The sequence below is a fragment of the Limisphaera sp. VF-2 genome, assembly GCF_049537125.1.
In the GTDB taxonomy this organism is placed as follows: Bacteria; Verrucomicrobiota; Verrucomicrobiia; order Limisphaerales; family Limisphaeraceae; genus Limisphaera.
Map to the genome: position 1 here is coordinate 1,984,016 of NZ_JBMVQY010000001.1, position 21,702 is coordinate 2,005,717.

Below are 21,702 nucleotides of genomic sequence, written 5' to 3' on the forward strand. Positions count from 1 at the left end.
CCACCGGGGCACCGGTCCCGGGGCCGCTCGGAAAAGCACCGGACTGCGAAAGGGCGGCTTCGAGGGCGTGTGCTCCCGCGCCTACGCGCACACCCGGGCCGGGTTGACCTCGGCCAGACTGTCGGTCAGCCAGCATGGCTGATGCGCGCGCAGCTCCGCTCGCGAGCAGCCCCCGGTGGCCACCGCCAGTACCCGGGCTCCGATGGCCCGCCCACAATGGATGTCGTGCGGCGTGTCGCCGACGACCAACACTTCATCGGGTTCGAGGTCCCGTCCCAGGGCGCGCGATCCCCGGTCTCGTGCAATGGCCGCAATCGCCGCCCGATCCTCCGAGTCGTCGGCAAAGCCCCCCACCACAAAACGGTCCCACAACCCGTAATGGCGCAGCTTGATTTCGGCACCCAGCCGGATGTTGCCGGTCAACAGCCCCAGCAACGGCGGTTGGGGCAGCCGCGCCAGCCCGTCCAGAAAGTCCCACACGCCGGGGATCACTCCGCCGGAGCCGCGGTGCAAGCGATCTTCCAGCAGGAACACGTAACGATCGAAGAAGCGCTGAAACAGCTCCGGGGTGGGCCTTACACCATGAGCTTGAAACACCTCGCGCACCAGGCTGGTGTCGGTCCGCCCCGCAAACTGTAATCGCTCCACGCCGTCGCGGATGCCGAACTCGTCGGCAAACGCCTGCACAAAAGCCGCCACGCCCGCACCCCCGGTGTGGATCAAGGTGCCGTCGATGTCGAACAAGACCAATCGAACCATGGACGCCCAGCCTAGCATCTTGCCCGGGTGCCTGACCAGCCTCCGGCGGGGCGAATCCTGGAGGCGGGCGGGGGCGGGCAAAGGGGCGCAAATCGCCTCGACAGCCGATGGATGGCCCGGTCCCGGGCCTGCAACTCCCGCGGGCCGGCCGGAGTGCGGCCGGGGGCTGTCTTTGCGGCTCCGAACCCGGTCGGACACGACGGGGCCCCGGGAAAGTTTTCCGCTTTGCCGGGCGGGCCTGTTCAGTTACGTCTGAGCGTCGTCATCCCAAGGCAGAACCGAGGTCCGTTTCGCGTGGGCATGCCCGGAAAACCCAATCCATCCGGGGTCCACCCGCGTCCGGGGTATGCACGGGCGTGGGTCGTGGCGGCTTTGACCGCGGCGTTGTTCAGTCGGGTCCTGACCTGCGATTTCGTGGATTACGATGACGGGGACTATGTCACGGCCAACGAGCAGGTGCAGAAGGGACTCGACTGGCCGGCTGTTCGGTGGGCCTTCACCACGGGCCATGCCAGCAACTGGCATCCGCTGACGTGGTTGTCGCACATGACCGATGTGCAGCTGTATGGGCTGCGCCCGGCCGGTCATCACGCCACCAGCATGATCCTGCACGCGGTGAATGCCGGGTTGGTGTTCGCGTTGTTGCTTCGGTGGATTGGTCATCCCGGGGCGGCTTTTGTGGGCGCCCTGGCTTTTGCGTGGCACCCCCTGCGGGTGGAATCCGTGGCGTGGGTTTCCGAGCGGAAGGATGTGTTGAGCCTGTTCTTTGGGCTTCTGACGTTGTGGGCGTACACGAGCTTTGTCCGGGCGAACGATCCGTATCGTCGCTGGACCGCATACGGGGCGGCCTGGCTGAGTTATGCGGCGGGGTTGATGAGCAAGCCGATGCTCGTCAGCCTGCCGTTTGTCATGTTGCTGCTGGATGCCTGGCCCTTGCGGCGCACGGCCGGCATGGCAGGAGCGGCAAACCCGCAATCTTCCGTTTCGGGCGCGCTCGGTTCCGGGACGGGCCTTGTGCCCTGGCGGGTGTGGGCGCGGCTGGTCCTCGAGAAGCTGCCGTTCTTTCTGCTGGCCGCGATTTCCTGCGTCGTGACGTATCGCGTGCAACAGGCCGGAGGCGCGGTCGCTCCGGTGGACGCGTTGCCGTGGGACGCGCGGTGGGCGAATGTGCCGGTCTCGTATGCGCGGTACCTCCTCAAGACGCTGTGGCCCTTGGATTTGGCGGTGCTTTATCCGCATCCGGGGTATTGGTCGGTGGCGACCGTGCTTGCCTGTACGGTGTTCATCGCCGGGCTGGTGGTGTGGACGTGGCTCCGCCGAAGGGAAGCGCCGTATCTATGGGTGGGAGGATGCTGGTTTTTCGGCACCCTGGTGCCGGTGATCGGGCTGGTGCAAGTGGGCATTCAGTCCATGGCCGATCGTTACACCTACTTCCCGTCGGTGGGGCTTGGCCTCGCGCTGGCCGGGGCCTGGGCGCGATGGTTCCAGCGGTCGGAGCGGCGGGGTTTGTGGATCCGGGCGGCAGTGGGATTGATTCTGGCGATCTGGGCGGGATTGACGTGGCGACAGATCGGTTTCTGGCGCACGAGCGAGACGTTGTTCCGCCGCACGCTTGCGGTGACCCGGGACAACTATCTGGCCCACAACAACCTCGGATTTTATCTGGTCAGGCAGGGGCGATGGGACGAGGCGATGGAGCAGTATCGGGCCGCGCTGGCGATTCGACGCGACTATTTTGACGCGTTGAACAACCTGGGCCATGCGCTGGCGGAGTCGGGTCGGCCGGCGGAGGCGATCCCGTGGTTGGAAGCGGCGCTGCGGCTGCGGCCCACACACGTGGGGGCGCTCAACAATTACGGCAACGCACTGGCGGCGGTGGGGCGATGGCAGGAAGCGATGGCGGTCTATCGGCGGGCGCTGGCAGTGGACCCGCGTTATGCAGACACGCACAACAATCTGGGCGTGGCCCTCGGGATGCAGGGTCGGTTGGAAGAAGCCCTGCCGTACCTGCAGGAGGCGATCCGGCTGCGCCCGCGCCACGGACCGTCCTACAACAACCTGGGCAATGCGCTGGCGGCCATGGGTCGATGGGCCGAGGCGGAACAGGCCTTCCGCCAGGCCCTGGCGCTGGATCCGCACGATCCGCAGGCATGCAACAACCTCGGCAACGTGCTGTTGGAGACCGGCCGTTGGGAGGAGGCCGAACAGGCCTACGGGCGGGCCCTGGCGCTGCAGCCGCGCAACCCCGAGACCCATTTCAACCTGGCCCAACTGCATCTGCGTCGCGGCCGGGTGGCCCTGGCTCGACAACATCTTATGGAAGCGCTGCGCCTGCGACCGGACTATCCGGAGGCGCGCGCGCAGTTGGAGCGATTGCCCGAGGCTTCGGGCGAGTCGGCTCCCACCAACCCAACGCCAGTGCGGTAGGGGAATTGCGCCTCCGTCAGTGTCTCGCCGTCCGCCCGATTGTGCCGGAAGCGCTTTCGGAGGGAGGGGCCGGACCCTGGCCCGGGAGCCCGGCACGCGCACTCACACCGGTGGCGGGGCCGGGGGCGGATGCGGCACGGGGGCCGGCCGAGCCGGCAGGGGGGCCGTTCTTGTGGGAACCCGCGGGCGCCGACGCATCCCGTTCTGCAACCAGAGCCGCCACACCATGAAGAACGCCTCGCGGATGATGTGGCCGGTCATCTTCGAATGCCCCTGCAAGCGTTCGGTAAAGATGATGGGAATCTCCACGATGCGCATCCCCTGCCGCCACAGTTTGTGCGTCAGCTCGATCTGAAAGCTGTATCCGTTGGATTTGACAGCATCCAGGTCCAGCGCTTCCAACGCGTGTCTTCGAAAGCACTTGTACCCACCGGTGGGATCCGTGAACGGCATGCCAGTGATGATTTGCACATACTTTGCGGCCGCCTTGCTGAGCATCAGCCGGCTCAGCGGCCAGTTGATCACGCGAATCCCGCCCAGGTACCGGGACCCGAGGACCAAATCCGCATCCGCGGCCGCTGCCAGAAAGCGCGGGATGTCATCGGGATTGTGCGAGAAATCGCCGTCCATCTCGAAGATGAACTCGTACGACCGTGCCAGGGCCCATTTGAAGCCGGCAATATAGGCCCGCCCCAGACCCGACTTCTCCTGCCGGTGCAGCACGTGAATCTCCGGATGCCGGGCCGCCAGTTCGTCGGCCACCTGGCCGGTGCCGTCGGGAGAATTGTCGTCCACCACCAAGAGCTCCACCTTGACAGGCAGGTCCAAAAGGCGCTGGGCGATGCGGGGGAGATTCTCCCGCTCGTTGTACGTGGGCACTATGACCAGGGTTTCGCTCATTCCCGTCCCATCAAGTGCATAGACCCGGGCCGGCACACTGACAAGGAAGGAATTGACCTCGCCGCCCAGAACGGCGCATTTCAGCCGTTGGACGTCGCGAGAGCGGGGGCGTCTGGGGCGTTGGGGGCGCGGGAAAGCCGAGGGACCATGGCATTCCGTGGGGACCTTTGAGTTCGGGGTGCATGAGCAATTTGCGCCCTCCGCTTTCCACAGATCCCGGGGCCTCATCCTTGCCTCGAAGACGAACTCAGTAGCCCGAGGCAACGGCAAGGAATCTCGGCAGCCAAACCTCGTCGGGTCCTCAAAGGGCGCAACTCCATGCGCCCAGTGCGCGGGCATTTCCACCCCGAGTTCCGCCCCTTCAGGGCGGGATGAATCCGTTTCGGGTGCCTGCCCAGGGCGTTGCCCTGGACTGGCGAATCGCCGCCCCGTTGGGGCGGACACGTAACGCGCCGAAGGCGCAACCGTTCGTCAGCCCCGGGCAGCGCCCCTGGGGCGGGCCGCAAAACGCACCGCGCCCTGAAGGGGTGGAATCTGTTGGGCACGGCCCGCCCTGGCGAGGGGGCATCGGGTTGGCCCCCCTTCGGGGCGCGGCGGGTTTGGGGAACGGATTTCCCAGGTGTTGCCCCGGGCTGGCGGATCGGGGCGCCAGGGTCCCGCCATCGTTTTTTCATGGAGGGAGCGAATTACCTTTCAAGCTTGCATCGAAGGCCCTGCGGCCATCCCCTGAGGCCCGTGAAAATGCCGCGTCGCGCCTTTCTGCGGGGGGCGGTCCTCGGGCTTGCCGGGGCCTGCCTGGCCGGCTGTACCAGCATTCGTTCGGGGTCCCGCCGCTCGACTCCGGCCGTTTTTCATCCCTTGCGCATGGGCGGACCTGTCTTCCAGGGACCCGAGGATCCCGAGGCGCTGGCACAGCGTCACCGCCAACTGGGTTACGGCGCGGCGTATTGTCCGGAGGTTCGCCTCACGGACACGGATCGGATCCGTGCGGTGGCCGGGGCATTCGCGCGTCACCGGGTGGTCATTGCCGAGGTGGGCCGTTGGGTGAACCTGTTGGCCGCCGATCCCGAGGAACGCAGGCGCAACCTGCAGTATGTGACCGAGGGCCTGGCGCTGGCCGACGAGGTCGGTGCCCTGTGCTGTGTGGACATTGCCGGCTCGTTCAGCGCCACGCATTGGTTCGGACCCCACCCGGAAAACCTTTCGCAGCGTTTCTTCGAGGCCGCCGTGGAGAATGCGCGCAAGATTATCGATGCCGTCAAACCGCGCCGGGCCAGGTTCTGCTATGAAATGATGGCCTGGGCCTGGCCGCACACGCCGGACGCGGCCCTGCAACTGCTCCGTGCCGTGGACCGACCCGCCTTTGCCATCCATCTGGACCCCTGCAACCTCGTCAACTCTCCGGAAAAGTTTTACCGCAACACCGACCTCTTACAGGAGTGCTTCGACAAGCTCGGACCCTGGATTGTGAGTTGCCACGCCAAGGACCTTGCGTGGGAGGTCGAAATGAGCCTCCACTTCCGAGAGGTCCGGCCGGGTCTGGGCGCGTTGGACTACGCGACGTATCTGCGCCGGTTGGCGCAACTGCCCCATCGACCTCCGCTCATGCTCGAGCACCTGGCCACGGCGGAGGAATACGAAGCTGCCGCACGACATTTGCGGAGCCTCGGCCGGCAGTTGGGACTGCTCTGGGACCCGCCGGAACCCGAAGGCCCCGGAATCGGGACCAGCAGTGCTCCGGCCGCGCGGGCCGGATGAAATCAGGGCTGACAACGGGTGCGGCGACCGACCCCTGGCCGCCCCGGCCACCGTCGAAATGCGTTGAAAGGCTGCTGGCCACCTTGTTGCCCGATCCGCACCACCGCCCGGTTTCGATCCCGCTCCCCGCGGCAGAATCCAGCGACGCCGGCCCGTGTCGGATCAAACACAGGTGCGGGACTTGCCCGGCCCGTTTCCGGCCCTCAAAGTACCTGCATGAAGACCCGTCGGTTGCTGGCTCCATTTGTCGCCCTTCTGCCCCTGGTTCTCTGCGCGGCCCCTTGGGAGGACCGGTTTGTCTGGGTGTTCGGGTGGAATCTGGAACGCGACGCGGATGTGGCAGAGGTCGCAGCCGTCCTGCAAACCGCGGGACGCCACGGCTTCAACGGTGCGGTCGTCTCCTTTGGTCTCGACACGTTGTGCCGCAGGTCGCCCGCGTTTTTCGAGCGTCTGGCCGCGGTTCAACAGGTCTGCAAAACCAACGGGCTCGAACTGATTCCGGCCGTCTTCTCGATCGGCTACGGTGGCGGATTCCTGGCGCACAATCCGCATCTGGCGGAAGGTCTGCCCGTCAGCAACGCCGTGTTCGAGGTTCGCGGTTCCGAAGCCCGGTATGTGCCCGACTTCACCCCGCAACTGCGGAACGGCGGGTTCGAGATTTTCGACGGCCATCGCTTCGCCCACTTTGGTTTTCATGATCAACCGGGCGAGGTCAGCTTCGCGGATACCAACGTCTTTCACAGCGGCCGCGCCTCCCTGCGACTCGAGAACTTTCGTTCCAACCCGCACGGCCACGGTCGGGTCATGCAGGAAGTGACCGTGCAGCCGTATCGCTGCTACCGGGTGCGCCTGTGGGTCAGGACGCAGGATCTCGAGCCCGCTTCGGCTTTCCGTTGCCTGGCGCTGGCGGGCGATCGGGAACTGGCGCCACGGACTTTTGGGCTGCCGGCCACGACCGACTGGCGCCAGATCACCTTCCTGTTCAACAGCCTCCAGCACACCCGGGTGCGGCTGTACGCCGGGCTCTGGGGCGGCCGATCAGGACGCGTCTGGTTGGACGACTGGACCATCGAAGACGCCGGCCCCGTCAATGTCCTGCGCCGCCCCGGCACACCGGTGGTGGTCCAAAGCGAGGACGGACAGACCCTGTACGAAGAAGGCCGGGACTACGCCTCGTTCGTTTGTCCCGACTTCAACCCGTGGCGGGGCGATTCCAGTCCTGCCGGCTTGCGGCTCCTGTCCCAGACCCGGATCCGCGATGGCGACCGCTTGCGCGTGAGCTGGTATCACTCCCTGCTCATCCACGACTCACAGGTCACCGTGTGCATGGCGGAACCCATGTTGGATGAAATCCTCGACCACGAAGCGCGCCTCCTGGTGGAACGGCTCCAGCCGCGCCGCGTGTTCCTGAACATGGACGAAGTCCGCATGGGCGGCACCTGCGCCGCCTGTGCGGGCAGCGACATGGCCCGACTGCTGGGGAACTGCGTCCGGCGTCACATCGCAGCCCTGCGCCGGTACCGTCCCGACCTGCAGGTGTATCTCTGGTCCGACATGTTCGACCCCCACCACAACGCCCGACCCGGTTATTACCTGGTCCAGGGCGATTTTACCGGTTCCTGGAAGCATCTGCCCCGGGACGTGATCGTGGCCGTCTGGGGTGGCGAACCGCGCCCGGAAAGTCTCCGGTTTTTCGCCCGCGAGGGCTTCGCCACACTGGTGGCCTGTTATTACGACGCCGACGACCTGCGCGACGTGCAGGGTTGGCTCGACGCGGCCCGCCCGGTTCCGGGCGTGCGCGGTTTTATGTACACGCCGTGGACACGAAAGTACCGATTGCTGCCGGACTTTGCGCAGTTGCTCGGGTTTGCCCGGCCCGCGCCCGCGGCGGCCTCAGAGCATCGCCCCGGGGCCCGGGTGGCTCCGTGACTTGTGCGCGCCCGTCGCGGGCTTGTAACTTTCGCCCGTTCGCCGGCTCAAAGGCGGGGGACGCGTCATGAAATGTGAAGAACTGCTGCAAATCCTGAACGAGTACGTGGACGGCACGGTGGACCCCGGGCTCTGCAAGGAGTTCGAGCAGCATCTGGCGGGCTGCAATCCGTGCCAGGTGGTGGTGGACAACATTCGCAAGACCATCACGTTGTACAAGAACGGCGAGCCGTTCGAGCTGCCGGTCGAGTTCCGTCAGCGCCTCCACGCCGCCCTGCGCGAGCGCTGGAAACAGATCCACCCCGAGTCGGGTCCCCGGGCATGAGCGCGCGCCGCATCCTCATCGTCGGTGGCGTGGCCGGCGGGGCCAGCGCGGCCGCCCGTCTGCGCCGACTCGACGAGTCCGCCCAAATCGTCGTTTTCGAACGCGGTCCCCACGTCTCCTTCGCCAACTGCGGCCTGCCCTACTTCGTCGGGGGCGAAATCCCGCGACGCGATGACCTCCTCCTGCATACTCCGGACAGCCTGTGGCAGCGGTTTCGCCTCGAGGTGCGCGTCAAGACCGAGGTCGTCGCCATCGATCGGCAGGCCCGCACCGTCACTGCCCGGGATTTGACCACCGGTCGTCAGAGCGTCGAACCGTATGACGCTCTGATCCTGGCTCCGGGCTCGGTGCCCCTCCGACCGCCCCTGCCGGGGCTCGACCGGCCCGGCCACTTCTTCGTGCGCAACGTGCCCGACGTCGAGCAAATCCGGCACTGGATCACCACCCGGTCCTGCCAACGCGCCGTGGTGGTCGGCGGCGGCTACATCGGCCTCGAAATGGCCGAACAACTTCATCGCTGCGGGCTCGCTGTGGCGGTCGTGGAGGCCCTGCCCCAGGTCATGGCGCCGCTCGACCCGGAAATGGCCGGCTGGCTGCACCGGGAACTGCGCGCGCACGACGTGGCGCTTCACCTCAACGATCCGGTCACGGCCTTCGAAGAGCCCCCGGACCCCGCCACCGCTCAGGCGTCCGTGGTCTGTCTGCGCAGCGGCACGCGACTGCCGGCGGACCTCGTCATCTTGGCTTTGGGCGTGCGCCCGGAAGTCACCCTGGCCCGCCAGGCCGGTTTGGAGTTGGGCACCTTGGGGGGCATTCGCGTCAACGAACATCTCCAGACCAGCGATCCGCATATCTGGGCGGTGGGCGATGCCATCGAAGTGCGCGACCGTGTGACCGGCCAATGGACCCTGTTGCCACTGGCCGGACCCGCCAATCGACAGGGGCGCATCGCCGCCGACAACATCTGCGGTCGCCCGACCCGTTACGAAGGCTCCTGGGGCACCGCCATTCTGCGACTGTTCCGCCTCACCGCGGCCTGTACCGGGGCCAACGAAAAAACGCTGCGCCGACTCGGTCTTCCCTGCGAGGCCATCCATTTGCATCCGGGCTCCCACGCCGGTTACTACCCCGGCGCCCAGCCCATCGCCATGAAGATCCTCTTCGATCCCCACACCGGACGGCTCCTGGGCGCGCAGGCCGTCGGTCCCGAGGGCGTGGACAAACGCATCGACGTGCTCGCCACCGCCATGCAGGCGGGTCTTACGGTGGATCAATTGGCCGACCTGGAGCTGGCCTACGCACCTCCGTTCGGTTCCGCCAAGGACCCGGTCAACCTCGCGGGCATGATCGCCCAAAACGTGCGCCAGGGACTCGTCCAGCACGCCCAGTGGCACGAGATTCCCCGGCTCGATCCCGCCCGAACCTTCCTCCTCGACGTCCGCACCGAGGCCGAACGACAGCAGGGCGCCCTCCCCGGCTCGGTGCACATTCCGCTTCATCAACTGCGCCAGCGTCTCCACGAACTGCCGCGCGACCGGGAAATCATCGTCGCCTGCCAGAGCGGGCAGCGCTCGTACTTCGCCGCCCGTTTGCTCAGCCAGCACGGCTTCCGCGTGCGCAACCTGACCGGTTCCTATCGCACCTGGTCGGCCGCGCAGGAATCGCCTGCAGCCGCCCCGCCCCCGTCCTCCAGCGGCAACGGGTGAAACGCTCCCTTGCCGGGGGCTTCCCCATCGGGAAGGGGAGAATCTGGTTCGAGGGGCCGATCGATGCCGTTCTCAGTCGGTGTGTCTCAGCTCCCCGATTTCTCGGCGCTGTCTCCCACCTTCCACACCGGCAGCCAAAACCGGAACACGGCGCCCCCCTCCGGCGCGTTTTCGGCCTCGATGACGCCCCCGTGATCCTCCACGATCCGTCGGCAGATGGACAATCCCAGACCCGTGCCCTGCGCCTTTCCATGCGTGGCGAAGGGCTCGAACAGACGATCCCGAATCTCCGGGGCGATGCCCGGTCCGTTGTCCCGCACCTCGGTGACCACCTGGTCGTCCCTGCGGGCGGCACGCACCTCGATCCGGCCACCCGCCGCCAACACGTCGCACGCATTGTGCACCAGGTTCTGCAGCACCCGCCGCAACCGCCGCGGTTGCAGCCGCACCGGCGTCTGGGGAAAGGTCCGGGCCGCGTACGCCAGGGACACGCCGCGCAGGGTCGTTTCCGTCGCCAGCTCCTCCAGGACCGACTCCAAAAACGGCCCGTAGGGCGTGGGGGCGAACGTCTCGGCACCGGACCCGCCCTCGGTGAACAGCAGAATCTCGTTGATCGAATCCGTGATGCGTTCCACCTGACGCCGGATCCGTTCGCGTGCCTGGGTCCGTCGCTCTTCCGAAGCCGAGGGGTGCAGGCCCATTTCGGCCGCCAGTTGGATCACGTTCAGCGGACTTTTCAGGTCGTGAATGATGCCGCGGGCGAACCGCCCCAGCAACGCCAGTCGCTCCATTTGCAATGTCTGCTCCACATACACGCGGTTGAACTCGCGCAGCCGCCGGCTCAATTCCCGCAACAACCGCAGGCCCAGTTCGGGACTCTGTCGGATCGCGCCGAGCACGGCTTCGCGGGGCACGAACCAGACCCTCACTTCGGTTCGGGCCACGGCCGCAGCCGAGCGCGGTTTTTCCTCGAGGATGGCCATCTCGCCGAAGACGGCGCCGGGCCCCAGCTTGGCCAGCATGCGGGCCCCGGGGCTGGCTCCCGGCAGGCTGATCTCCACGGTGCCCTCCTGGAGGATGTAGAGCCCGTCGCCGGGATCGCCTTCTCGCAGCAGCGTGGTGCCCGCCGGCAAACGCCGTTCCCGGCCCGCGGCCAGGAGTTGCTGGACCGCCGCGGGTTCAAGTCCCGCCAGCAGCGGGTGTTCGGCGAAGCTTGTCATGGGCTCGAGTGTAATCCCCCCGCCCGGGTGGTAAAGCGCGCCGAATCGCGGCCGCGCGGTTTGCCGTTTCGAGCAGCTCTGTTGGAAAGAGGACCCCGACTGCCAGCGGACCCATCGGGTCACGCGAACGTTCGAGCCGCCTGATGCGTTCCTGACCGCCGCCGTGCGCCGGGTCCCGCGTCTCCCTGGCACCGATTCGGCCATTCTCCGCGTTTGCAGCGCTACGTCGTCGGCGTGTGCGCAATTCCACGATCCTTCCCTGCACCCTCCAACCGGGTCGGATGGTGCCGTGGCGCGCGGCGGAACCGGCACACCGTCCCACGATCCTTCGAGGTCATTGGATCCACTCCGACAACGACGTGCCGTCAAGCGGGGCAGGCGCCGGCAAATCCGATGGAGTTGCTGGGCTTGGGTGCATGCCCATCCGTCGGAGCGCGACCCGGCGTGGCGCGCCTTGCGGGAGGGGATTCCTCACATCGTTGGTGTCGAGATCCTTCGGCTCCCTGCGACGCCCCAGTTACGTTCGTTCTCCGAACCAGGTCTGGAGGGCATCCCGAAGGCGCAAAAAGGCGGGGTCGCGGCACCGTTTCACACTGACGATCCCGGCCAGTGCGCGGTAGAGGGCGGAGGAACGGGGTTTGCGCACCTCCCAGAGCGCGCGCTCCATTGCCCGCTTGGGATCTTGCGGCTTTGGTGTGCCGGCCACCCAAAGCCCGTTTTGCGCCAGCCAGCTCCGCAGGTCGGGAGTACGGCCGGACCATCCCAGTACCTCCGCCACGTGCGGCGAATCGCTCCATACCCAGACCTCCAGCTCGGGGGCGAGGACAACGGCTCGCGCCCACGATTCGAGCGAGGCAGCTTCTAGCGCGCGATCCAGCTGTTGCTGAGGATCCGTTGGAGCCCCGTCCCACCTGGCGTCGAGAAGCAGAAGCCCGTGGTGGAACCTTTTTTGGAACCCGCGCAAAAAATCCACGCCTTCCCGAAAGACTCCCGGGTCTCTTTTGGGATGGACAATGATTTCGAAAGAAATCCGCCGGATCTTGAAGGCTTCTGGGCGCTGGAGGAGAGCCGCGAGCGCCGCTTCCATGTCCTTATCCGCCACCAGACACACGAGGTCACTCATCCCAATAGTCCACTGGCAAAGAGGGTCCCGAGGTCGAGCGTTCCGCGCCATTGTTTGAGGCTCGGATGCTCATCGCCGGAAACGATATCCGTGGCTCCTTCTTTGTTTCGTGCGAAACAGAGAAGTTCGGAGGGATGGGCCATCCCCAGGATGACCGGCGAGTGGGTGGCAAGCAACACGTGGGCTCCGTAGACGGACGAGAGAGACTGGTAAATGGTTTCCACCGCGCGGGGGTGAATGCCGTTCTCGGGTTCCTCGACCAGGTAGAGGCCGGAAAGATTCGGGATGTAGGCCAGCAGGGTGAGGGCCAGCAGACGCAGCGTGCCATCCGAAACCAGCCAGGACGGGATCGTCAATCCGTTCTTGTAAACGAGGACGAGGTAGCGGTGGCGATCCTCCTCTCGTTCGCGGGTTTCGATTCGTTCCACGTCCGGCAACGCCTCCTGCACGTGTGCCACCCAGTCCCGCAAACGGTCCGGGTGGGATGCTTCCAGGGTGTGAACGATCCAGGGCAGGTTCGAGCCGTCGGGAAGGTACCCCTTGGCGCGACTTGGCGGGCTCGGCAGGCGCATGGCCTCGCTGGAAAGGGCAAGGCGCTGGATGCCCTCCGAGAGAAGCCTGCGAAACCACGTGGCCACGGGAAAGCGCTCTTCGTCCTCGGGCAAACTCGCCAGTGCCGCCTTGTCGGCCGGTACTCGGAATGGATTGTTCCAGCCCGAGGTTTCCGCGCAAAAGATCACCCGCTCCGGTTCTTCGCCCCGCCCGACGATCTTTTTCCACCCCGCCGGGCTGCGTTTCCGAGGAGCGTGTGCGATGCCGGTTGGGGGCGCGGGCGGTTCGGGAAACAGAGTCTTTTGGGCCGGAACGGCCGCCGGTTCCTCGGGTCGCAGCCAGAGGTTCTCTGTCACCACACGCACGGGTCCCTCCAGGCTCACGCCCAGTTCATAGCGACAGAGGTGCGCTTTCCCGTTTTTCACCCGACTGCGCAAGTCGGTGGGGATGACGGCTTCGATGGCAAGTTCGAAGCCACGGCCCTGGTTCATCCACGTGAGCTGCCTGGGATCGGAGGCCCGGTGAGGGATGGCAAGCCTGGCGTCTCCCTCGACCGCGGCGATCAAGCCGGCGCGCACAAAATCCCGAAGAAAGGCAGGAACATCCAGGAACGTGGACTTCCCGCTGGCGTTGGGGCCGACGAGGACTTGAAAGCGTCGCAGAGCACATGAAACGTAGCGCAGGCAGCGGTAGCCCAGCGCCTCGATCCGCGCAATCGATCCGGCGGCGGATTCGATGCGGCCGTCGCTCACGGACTCTGTTTCTTTTGGCTTCACGCTGTGGGTCGGGCTGCTTGACCCCGTTTCTCGGCGGAGCAGTCCGGGCCAACCTCCCGCCCGGGGAAACCCTCTCCGTTTGTGCACGTCGAGCGCGCCCACCCCTTTGACCCTGCTCGGGGCCCCTGCCGTGTTCGCGCCGGCGCGCAGTGCTGTGTCCGTCGATTCCGCATGGTCGCACGCAGGCCTGGACCATGCTGAAGGGCCATTCGCCCACCGGCAAGCCCTTCCTCCCGAAGGGCGGCTTCCGTGGGCGGTCCGGGAATGGGCATGCGACGCTTGGAGCCCTCTGAGGCCCTTCGAGGCTTCGTGAGCCCGTATGAATCCGCGCTCCGTGAATGGAGATTCTGGATCGAAATGCCAGCGGAGCGCGGAACTCGAGAGCCTCCGCATTTGGCCCCCGGGCACCGGCGTTCGTGCTACCGCGGCCTTTGGGGCAACAACTCCGCTCCGGGGTGCTGCGAGACCATTCAGCGCTCCGGCCGGTCAGATCCTGCAAGAGCTCCAGCGTCTTTTGCGCGCCGAAGGGATCCCGCTTCGGAGATGCTCTCTGCATGCCAGGGCATCGAGCGATCGCTGTGCTCCGTTGCCATTTGCGCGCAGACGATCGAGTTCAAAAACCGGAGGCTGATTGGATGTAGGGACGAGATCCGGGTTGGCTGTGTCGACAACAGGAGATCACATAAGGCTCCTTAGGTCGAGGAGCCCCTTGCCCGGGTTGTTCTGACAAGAGGCTCGACGTGTCCAGCCATGTCCAAGCTCTCAGTATTAAGACCGCCGATTGACGGAGCGGTGTTGCGAGGTGTCTCCTCGATCCACCAGGGCAGGGTCAACCAGAAGCCGGCCGGAATGGCCCAAGGTGGTGGGGCCCGGCGGCAAGCAGCGAGCACAAGCTGTGAGCCTCTGTCTCCATTGGCCTTCCCGTGCCCGGGGACGGGGGTTCCGGAGCCTGCGAAAAAATCGTGCGTGGAGGGACCGGCTGGCCTAGGTTGGGGGCGTCATGCCGGAATGGGTCAGCACCCGGGATCCGAATGCCGTGGCGGCGGTGGTGCAGGCCACGTACGCAGAGATGTTTCCCGAGGGGGACCCCTTGTTCGTCTCCCGCGCGTTCAGCTGGGTGATCCAGGCGTTTCGCGGCGAACTGCCGGAGTATCAGGCGGTCGATACGCGGTATCACGATCTGGAGCATACGTTGCAGGGGACGCTCTGTTTCGCGCGCCTTCTGGGGAATCGGCATCGCGTGGGCGCGCAACCGGCGGTGCCGCAGCGGTGGTTCGAACTGGGGTTGCTGGCGATCCTGTTCCACGACACCGGGTATTTGAAGCGCCGGGAGGATCGCGAGGGGACCGGGGCCAAGTACACGCTGGTGCACGTGCACCGGAGCGCGGACTTTGCGGCAACCTTTTTGCGGGCCCGGGGGTTTGCAGAGCGGGAGATCCGTGCGGTGCAAAACATGATCCGTTGTACCGGGGTGGACGCCCGGCCCTCGGTGTTGTCGTTTCAGGATGAATTGGAACGGTTGGTGGGCTGCGCGCTGGGCACGGCGGATCTGCTGGGCCAGATGGCCGCGGAGGATTATCTGGAGAAGTTGCCGGCGTTGTACGGGGAGTTTGCCGAGGCGGCGCAGCACACGCGGGATCCGCACAGTTTCGTGGCCTCTTTTCGCAGTGCGGAGGAGCTGTTGGCCCGCACGCCGGCATTTTGGGAGGCCTACGTGAAGCCACGGTTGGAAGACGAGTTCCTGGGGCTGTACCGGTTCCTCAACGACCCGTATCCCGACGGGCCGAATCCCTACGTGATGCGGATCGAAGCGCACATGGAACGTTTGCGGCGGCGCTTCGGGGCGGCGGAGGATCCCGGGCCCGGCCCGAGGGGCTGAGGCCGGACAAGGCGTCCGGAACGACCGACGACAAGGAGACCCAAACCCTCCCGTGGGCATGAGTGCGTTGTTGAGTCCGGAGCTGCAACGGATGCTGGACCGGCTGCGGTGGAGCAGCCGGCAATGGGCGCGCAGCGCCGCGCACGGCGAGCAACGCAGTCGCGCCCGGGGTACTTCGGTCGAATTTGCGGATTATCGCGCTTATGTGCCGGGCGACGATTTTCGGCACATCGACTGGAACTTGTACGCGCGGTTGGACCGGTTGTTTTTGCGGCTGTTCGAGGAGGAACGCGAGTTGCCGGTGCATGTGTGGCTGGACGCCAGCGCCAGCATGCGGTTTGGCGAGCCGCAAAAGTTTCGTGTGGCGTGTCAGCTGGCGGGGGCGGTGGGGTACGTGGCCCTGGGAAGCGGCGCCTGCCTGACAGTGCACGTGTTTCCCGCAGCGTGGGAACGAGTGCATGACGGCGGGCCGGAAAGCGCCCCGCCGGCTGAGAGCGAGTCGGAGCCGGCCCGACCGGGCGGGAAAGTGTCCGAGGCCGAGGCGGCCCGCCAATGGGCTTGCGAGCTGGGGTTGCGTCGGTTGCGCGGGCGGGGCGTGGCCGTGCGTTTGTGGGAGGGTTTGGAGGGGCTGCGGCCGGGCGGCCGGGTGGACCTGGCGGCGTGGTTTCGGATGCGGGCCGCGCAGGTACGTGCCCCGGGTGTGGCGGTGGTGATCAGCGACTTTTTGGATGCGCAGGCTCCCACGGCGGGCCTGGCGGCCCTGGTGGCGCGTGGCCTCGAGGTGCATGCGGTTCAGGTGCTGGCTCCCCAGGAATGGGCCCCGGAGACGTTCGGGGAGCTGCGTCTGCTGGATGCCGAGACCGGTGCGTGGCGGGAGGTGACCTTCGGCCGATATCGGTGGAAAGCCTACCGGCGCACCGTAGAGCGGTACATCGAACAGCTTCGGGCCTTCTGCCGGGGACACGGGGTGGGATTTGTCAGCGTGCGCTCGGACGCGGACCTGTCGGCGTTGCTGGGGCGGGAGCTGCGTTCTTTGGGGCTGTGGTCATGAGTCGGAGGGGGATGCAGCACGGAGTCGGGCCGGGGGAGCGGCGCAGAAGGTGGAGGGCTGGCGGATGACGTTTCTGGAGCCGATGGCATGGGCGTTGGCCGTCAGCCTGGCGCTGGTGGTGCTGCTGCATTTGCTCAAGCGGCGCCGGCGTCGGGTGCCGGTGTCGAGTTTGGTGTTGTGGGAGCGGTTCCTGCAGGACACACGGGCGAGTCATCCGTTTCAGCGGCTGCGGCATTCGTGGTTGTTGGTGTTGCAATTGCTGGCCTTGACGGTGCTGGTGATGGGACTGGCCCGTCCGGCGCGTACGAGCGTGAGTCCGCCTGCGCCGCTGCGGGTCCTGATCCTGGATGCCTCGGCGTCGATGCGGGCCTCGGACGTGGCGCCGTCGCGGTTCGAGCAGGCGCGGGCGCGGGCGTTGCGGCTGGTGGCGGAGGCGGCACCGGAGGAGGAGCTGGCGGTGATTCGGGCGGGCGCGCGGCCGGAGCTGGTGCAGACGCCCACGCGCGATCACGCCGGTGTGCGAAGGGTGTTGGAAACGCTGGAGGCGTCCGATGAGCCGGGAAGGTTGCTACCGGCGCTGCGGTTGGCGGAGGCGCTGGTGCGACACCAGCCGGAAGCACGCCTCGAGTTGTTCACGGACGGGACCGCCGGGGACTGGGAGGAAGGGTATGCACGGGCCCTGCCGTTGACGGAGCACCGGGTGGGTACAGCCGGGCACAATCTCGGGGTGGTCGCGTGCGAGGCGCGGGTGGACCCCGAGCCGCCCCATCCGGTGCGCGTGGTGGCCCGGTTGAGCGCTTTTTCGGATCGTGCGCTCTCCGGGGTGGTGGAACTGCGAGCGGGGCCCGAAGTGGTGGAGCGGCGACCCGTGGTCTTGCAGGCGGGCGAGTCGGTTTCTGTTTCGTTCTTCGTGCCGGAGGCGCGACCCGGGCTTTGGGAATTGGTCGTGGAGACGCGGGACGATTTGGAGGCGGACAACCGGGTCTGGCTGGCGGTGAGTCCGCCGCGTCCGGTCCGGGTGTTGTTGGTCAGCCCCGGGAACGTGTTCCTGGAACGGGCGTTGCGGTCGCTGCCGCGGGCGCAGTGTCGAGTGGCCGCGGGGATCCCTGCGGATCTCGGGGAAGTGGACGTGCTGGTGTTGGATCGGGTGACCGTGGCCGGGCCCTTGCCCGTGCCGGTGCTGGCATGGGCCAGTTGGCCCTGGGAACCCACGGACCGGACGAAGTGGGTGGACTCCGCCACGCCGGTGCTCGATTGGGACCCTGCACACCCGGTACTGCGCCACGTGCGGCTGGACGACGTGCATGCGGCCCGGGTGGAGGTTCGCTCGCCGCCGCCCGGGGCCGAGGTGTTGGCGGAGTGTGGGGAGGGACCGATGCTGCTGGCGGGGGAACGGGGCGGGCAACGGTTCGTGTGGGCGGGGTTCAGTCCTCTGGACAGCGACTGGCCGTTGCGGGTGAGCTTTCCGATCTTCGTGGCGAACGCGGTGGAGTGGCTGGCCGCAGCTTCGGCGACGAAGGCCACGGTGCGGGCCGGGGAACCGGTGGTCCTGCGGTGGACCCGGCCCGGATCGGTCGTGCGGGTGACCGGGCCGGACCAGCGGAGCTGGTCATGGCGTGTGGAGGCGGCCGGGGATCGTGCCGTGTTCGAGGGCACGGAACGCTGCGGGGTGTATCGGTTCGAGGCCGGGGGGGAAACGTGGGAGGCGTGCGTGAATCTGCTGAATGAGGAGGAGAGCAACCTGCGGGCGCGGCGTCCGGCGCTGGGAGCTCTGGCAGAGGCCCGGTCGGCCGGGGGAACGGCCGTGCATGTGCGGCGCGAGTACTGGGCCGTGTTGGCGACCGCGTTCCTGCTCCTGTCCCTGACGGAATGGTGGTGGTACCACCGCCGATCGGTGTGAAGCCGGAGGCACCGCGGGGGCGGCTTACCCGGAGGCGTCCGCGGCCGAAACTTCCGACTCGGGTTCCGTTGTCCCCTCGGACTGGGGTCGCGTGCCGTGGATTTCGTGGAGTTTGTTGCGGAGGGTTCGGATGCTGATGCCGAGGATGCGTGCGGCGTGGGTGCGGTTGCCCTTGCAACGCTCGAGCGCGGCCAGGATGTGCTGACGTTCCAGTTCGGCCAGGGTCGGGAAATGGCCATCGGCGGCCGGGCCGGGTCGGGCCGGGGCGCCCGGGGGAGGCTGGGCCGCGGGGCCGGCGGCCTCGGAGCTCAGGAGCACGGGGGTGCTGAGGCCCAGGTGAGCGGGCTCCAGCAGGCCATCGTCGCCGCAAAGAATCACGGCCCGTTCGACCACGTTTTGGAGTTCACGCACGTTGCCGGGCCAGGAATGGGCCTGGAGGGCGGCGAGGGCGGCGTCCGAAAAGCCCTTGACGTGCACGCCGTGTTTGCGGCTGAACCGTCGCATGAATTCCTCGGCCAGCGGGATGATGTCGCTGCGGCGTTCCCGCAGCGGCGGCAGGTGGATGGGCACGACGTTCAGGCGGAAGAAGAGGTCCTGGCGGAACTCTTTGCGTTCGACGCTTTGTTCGAGGTTGCGATTGGTGGTGGCGATGACGCGGACGTCCACCTTGATGGTGCGGGTGCCGCCCACGCGTTCGAATTCGCGTTCCTGGAGCACGCGCAGCAGCTTGGCCTGCACGCTGGGGGAGATCTCGCTGATCTCATCCAGCAGGATGGTGCCGCCGTGGGCCAGCTCGAACCGGCCCTCGCGCTTGTTGATGGCCCCGGTGAAGGCGCCCTTTTCGTGGCCGAAGAACTCGCTTTCGATGAGGTTCTCGGGAATGGCGGCGCAGTTGACCTTGATGAAGGGGCCGTGGGCGCGGGGGCTTTCGCGGTAGATGGCGCGGGCGACCAGTTCCTTGCCGGTGCCGCTCTCTCCCTGGATGAGCACGGTGGCCTGGGTGCGGGCCACTTTGCGAATGAGCTGGCGCAGCTCCTGCATGGCCGGGCTGTTCCCCAGCAGCTCCTGCTCGGCCTCGTCGGTCTCCTGGGAGAGGAACCGGTTGACCTTGAGCAACTGGGTGAACTCCTCGGCCTTGCGCAGAACGACCTCGATCTGCTCGGTGGAGAAGGGCTTGATCAGGTAGTCGAATGCGCCGTTCTTCATGCATTCGACGGCGGATTCGACGCTGCCGAAGCCGGTGGTGATGACCACCAACGGCCGTTGCGGGCGTTGTTGCAGGGCCTTCAGCAGGTCGGTGCCGTCGCCGTCCGGCAGCCGCACGTCCAGGATGATGAGATCCCAGTTGTCCGCGGCGAGGTATTCCTGGGCCTCGGCAAGGGTGGCGACGGCGGCGACGTCGTACCGGCGTCGGCGCAGGGTCTGCGCCAGATTGTTGCGCAGGATGGCATCGTCTTCCAGGACTATGATTTTTTCGATCGGCATGCGTCAGGCCGGGCTGTGACGACGATAGAGATCGGCGACGAAATGCGGTTGCTGGGCGGCGGCCGGCGGCAGGTGCCGGGCCGGCAACAGGCCCCGGCGCAGGAGGGCCTGCTGATTCTCGCGGTCCAGCTGAAGGATCCGCATGAGCATGGTCTGCACTTGATCGGTGATGCGCCGCAACTCGGTGGACGGGACCCGGGGCCGGGTCGCGCCGCTGCGATGAAGCCCACGCCACCGTCGCAGTTCAGTCAACGCCGCTTCCAAGCGCGGAAGCAAGTCCTTTCTGTGGCGGTAAAACTGGAACGGCTGGTACTCCCCGCCCTGATGCAGGGCCTGATGCTCCCGCAGGTAAAGGTCCAGGGTCTCTTCGCAGAGGGCCCGGTACTGCTGGAGAACTGGCAGGAGGGGCGTCTGGTCCGGCTCGACGGGCAGGCGGGCGGTTTTCATGGGAGGGCGGGAAGGGCGCTTTCCAACGGGGTGAGACGGGCCTGGACGGGGGGCAGCAACTTGCGCAAGGCAAGTTCGGATCGGGCCTGCCATTGCACGAAATCCAAGCGCCATTTGGCCATGTTGACGACGGCTTGAAGCCCCGGCGAGGCGTTGGTGCCCAGCTCGCCGGATCGGTCGAGAATCCGCTGGTAGGTCTGGGCCGCCAGTTCGGGCTGGAGAAGTCGTTCGTAGGTCATCCCGATCTGGTAGAGGACCGGGAATTGCCAGGCCGGCGAAGGGTCCAGTTGGGCGAGGGTTAGGTAGATGTCCAGCGCCTTCGTATAGTCGCCCTCCTGGTAAAGTTGGTTGGCGATTTCGTTGCCGGTGCGGCGCTGCCAGTAGGCCCAGAGGTCCGGGCGTTCGCTGCTCCTGGCCTTTTGTTCGGTCAGGAGCCTGAGCACCTGTTGGAGCGCCTCGCTGTTGCGGCCGAGTTTCTTCAGGGAGCTGGCCAGCAGGAACCGGACCTCGGGTTGTTCGGGTGCGTCGGGGAACCGCTCCAGGAAGTCGTAGGCATGGCTGGCGGCTTCGTCGTGTCGGCCCACGGCGGCCAGCGACCGAATCAACCGGTATTGGGCCAGCGCCCGATTGAGGAAGGGGCTGTTCTGGCGCAGCAGCCGGGTGTAGAACTCGGCGGCATCGGCGAACTTGCCGCTGAGGTAGTGGGTTTCGGCAATTTCGATCTGCGCCTGCAGTACGAGGCGCTGGTAGTACTCGAAATGATCGGTCTTCAGGACCAGGGCCGCGGTCATGACGCTGTAGAACTTGGCCAGCGCCAACTGGTTGAGTCCCATCTGACGGAACAGCAGGCCCTGCCGCAACAACACCTCGGGCACGCGCGGATCGGCCGGCCATTTTTGGACGAACTGGGAATAGATCTGCTGGGCCCGGGGCAGATCGTTTTCGTCCTGGGCGACCATGGCCAGTTCCAGCAGCGCGGATCGTTGCACGACTTCGGGGACGTCCTCCGCCAGCAGTTCGACCAGCAGCGGACCGGCCTGGGCCGTTTGACGCGTCAACCGCAGGTGTCGCGCCAGTTCCAGTTGCCCCTGCAACTTCTGGAGCCGTTGCGGGTCCTCCAGGGTCGCGGTTTCCGCGGGTCGGGGTGGCCAGACCAGGGGCGTGGCCGGGGCATTCGTCAAATCGAGGCTGAGAGGTCCTTGCGGCCGTGTCGTGGATAGCAGGGTGCCCGTCAACGCCTGGGTTGCTGCCCCGGGCGCATTCGTGCCTGGCGCGTTGGTTGCGACGGCAATGGCGGCATTGGTGGGGTCCGGTCCGGGGAGGGGTGCGGCCGGCACCGTGGGCTGGCCGGACAGCGTCGCGGCGAACGAGCCGGCCAGCACGGAGGCGACTGCACTCACGACCCGGCCGGTGAGGCGGACCGCGTGCCGTCGCAGGGACGTCGTCCGAGCAGCGTTGTTCATTT

General features: G+C 66.7%; 16 protein-coding genes. 8 read left to right on the forward strand and 8 right to left on the reverse strand.

The annotated features are described in order from the left end of the window. Positions 1 to 81: 81 nt before the first annotated feature. Positions 82 to 759 (reverse strand): HAD family hydrolase, encoded by a 678-nt coding sequence (locus ACPDIT_RS07015; protein WP_423442463.1) that lies wholly within the window; start codon positions 757 to 759, stop codon positions 82 to 84. Positions 760 to 1,059: 300 nt separating this feature from the next. On the opposite strand from ACPDIT_RS07015, the gene ACPDIT_RS07020 reads away from it, so the two are divergent. Beyond that, positions 1,060 to 3,186 carry a tetratricopeptide repeat protein gene (locus ACPDIT_RS07020; RefSeq protein ID WP_423442464.1) on the forward strand — a complete coding sequence of 709 codons (2,127 nt, stop codon included), beginning with the start codon at positions 1,060 to 1,062 and terminating at the stop codon, positions 3,184 to 3,186. Positions 3,187 to 3,288: 102 nt separating this feature from the next. On the opposite strand, the gene ACPDIT_RS07025 is transcribed toward ACPDIT_RS07020, so the two are convergent. Further along, complete coding sequence (locus ACPDIT_RS07025) at positions 3,289 to 4,086, reverse strand: polyprenol monophosphomannose synthase (protein WP_423442465.1); 798 nt, start codon at positions 4,084 to 4,086, stop codon at positions 3,289 to 3,291. Between the two features lie 864 nt (positions 4,087 to 4,950). Between ACPDIT_RS07025 and ACPDIT_RS07030 the strand changes: the two genes are divergently transcribed. The 4 genes from ACPDIT_RS07030 (at position 4,951) to ACPDIT_RS07045 (ending at position 9,804) form a co-directional block, all read left to right on the forward strand. Continuing rightward, the gene (locus ACPDIT_RS07030) at positions 4,951 to 5,844 is read left to right on the forward strand and encodes a sugar phosphate isomerase/epimerase family protein (RefSeq protein ID WP_423442466.1); all 894 of its coding nucleotides are present in this window, start codon (positions 4,951 to 4,953) and stop codon (positions 5,842 to 5,844) included. A 216-nt stretch (positions 5,845 to 6,060) separates the two neighbouring features. After that, positions 6,061 to 7,773 carry a hypothetical protein gene (locus tag ACPDIT_RS07035; RefSeq protein ID WP_423442467.1) on the forward strand — a complete coding sequence of 571 codons (1,713 nt, stop codon included), beginning with the start codon at positions 6,061 to 6,063 and terminating at the stop codon, positions 7,771 to 7,773. Between the two features lie 67 nt (positions 7,774 to 7,840). Then, positions 7,841 to 8,098: an anti-sigma factor family protein gene (locus ACPDIT_RS07040; protein WP_423442468.1), complete on the forward strand. Its 258-nt coding sequence runs from the start codon at positions 7,841 to 7,843 to the stop codon at positions 8,096 to 8,098. Continuing rightward, positions 8,095 to 9,804, forward strand: coding sequence for an FAD-dependent oxidoreductase (locus tag ACPDIT_RS07045; protein ID WP_423442469.1), 1,710 nt, complete (start codon positions 8,095 to 8,097; stop codon positions 9,802 to 9,804). Before ACPDIT_RS07040 ends, ACPDIT_RS07045 begins: the two co-directional genes overlap by 4 nt. An 86-nt stretch (positions 9,805 to 9,890) precedes the next feature. Here the strand turns inward: ACPDIT_RS07045 and ACPDIT_RS07050 are convergent, their stop codons facing one another. The 3 genes from ACPDIT_RS07050 to mads3 form a co-directional block, all read right to left on the reverse strand. Next, positions 9,891 to 11,024 (reverse strand): ATP-binding protein, encoded by a 1,134-nt coding sequence (locus ACPDIT_RS07050; RefSeq protein WP_423442470.1) that lies wholly within the window; start codon positions 11,022 to 11,024, stop codon positions 9,891 to 9,893. 517 nt (positions 11,025 to 11,541) lie between these two features. Next, positions 11,542 to 12,147 (reverse strand): methylation-associated defense system protein MAD4, encoded by a 606-nt coding sequence (mads4, locus tag ACPDIT_RS07055; RefSeq protein WP_423442471.1) that lies wholly within the window; start codon positions 12,145 to 12,147, stop codon positions 11,542 to 11,544. Further along, complete coding sequence (gene mads3 / locus ACPDIT_RS07060; protein ID WP_423442472.1) at positions 12,144 to 13,451, reverse strand: methylation-associated defense system AAA family ATPase MAD3; 1,308 nt, start codon at positions 13,449 to 13,451, stop codon at positions 12,144 to 12,146. Before mads3 ends, mads4 begins: the two co-directional genes overlap by 4 nt. 1,024 nt (positions 13,452 to 14,475) lie before the next feature. Between mads3 and ACPDIT_RS07065 the strand changes: the two genes are divergently transcribed. The 3 genes from ACPDIT_RS07065 (at position 14,476) to ACPDIT_RS07075 (ending at position 18,305) form a co-directional block, all read left to right on the forward strand. Beyond that, entirely contained in the window at positions 14,476 to 15,354 is an 879-nt protein-coding gene (locus ACPDIT_RS07065; RefSeq protein ID WP_423442473.1) for a hypothetical protein, read from the forward strand. 58 nt (positions 15,355 to 15,412) lie between these two features. Continuing rightward, positions 15,413 to 16,405, forward strand: a complete 993-nt coding sequence (locus ACPDIT_RS07070) for a DUF58 domain-containing protein (RefSeq protein ID WP_423442474.1) — start codon at positions 15,413 to 15,415, stop codon at positions 16,403 to 16,405. Positions 16,406 to 16,469: 64 nt separating this feature from the next. Further along, positions 16,470 to 18,305, forward strand: a complete 1,836-nt coding sequence (locus ACPDIT_RS07075) for a vWA domain-containing protein (RefSeq protein WP_423442475.1) — start codon at positions 16,470 to 16,472, stop codon at positions 18,303 to 18,305. 24 nt (positions 18,306 to 18,329) lie between these two features. On the opposite strand, the gene ACPDIT_RS07080 is transcribed toward ACPDIT_RS07075, so the two are convergent. Genes ACPDIT_RS07080 through ACPDIT_RS07090 form a run of 3 tightly spaced genes read right to left on the reverse strand, consistent with a single transcriptional unit; the run spans position 18,330 to position 21,700 of the window. After that, positions 18,330 to 19,790, reverse strand: coding sequence for a sigma-54-dependent transcriptional regulator (locus ACPDIT_RS07080; RefSeq protein ID WP_423442476.1), 1,461 nt, complete (start codon positions 19,788 to 19,790; stop codon positions 18,330 to 18,332). Between the two features lie 3 nt (positions 19,791 to 19,793). Beyond that, positions 19,794 to 20,237 (reverse strand): hypothetical protein, encoded by a 444-nt coding sequence (locus tag ACPDIT_RS07085; RefSeq protein WP_423442477.1) that lies wholly within the window; start codon positions 20,235 to 20,237, stop codon positions 19,794 to 19,796. Next, complete coding sequence (locus tag ACPDIT_RS07090) at positions 20,234 to 21,700, reverse strand: tetratricopeptide repeat protein (RefSeq protein ID WP_423442478.1); 1,467 nt, start codon at positions 21,698 to 21,700, stop codon at positions 20,234 to 20,236. Before ACPDIT_RS07090 ends, ACPDIT_RS07085 begins: the two co-directional genes overlap by 4 nt. Positions 21,701 to 21,702: the final 2 nt, after the last annotated feature.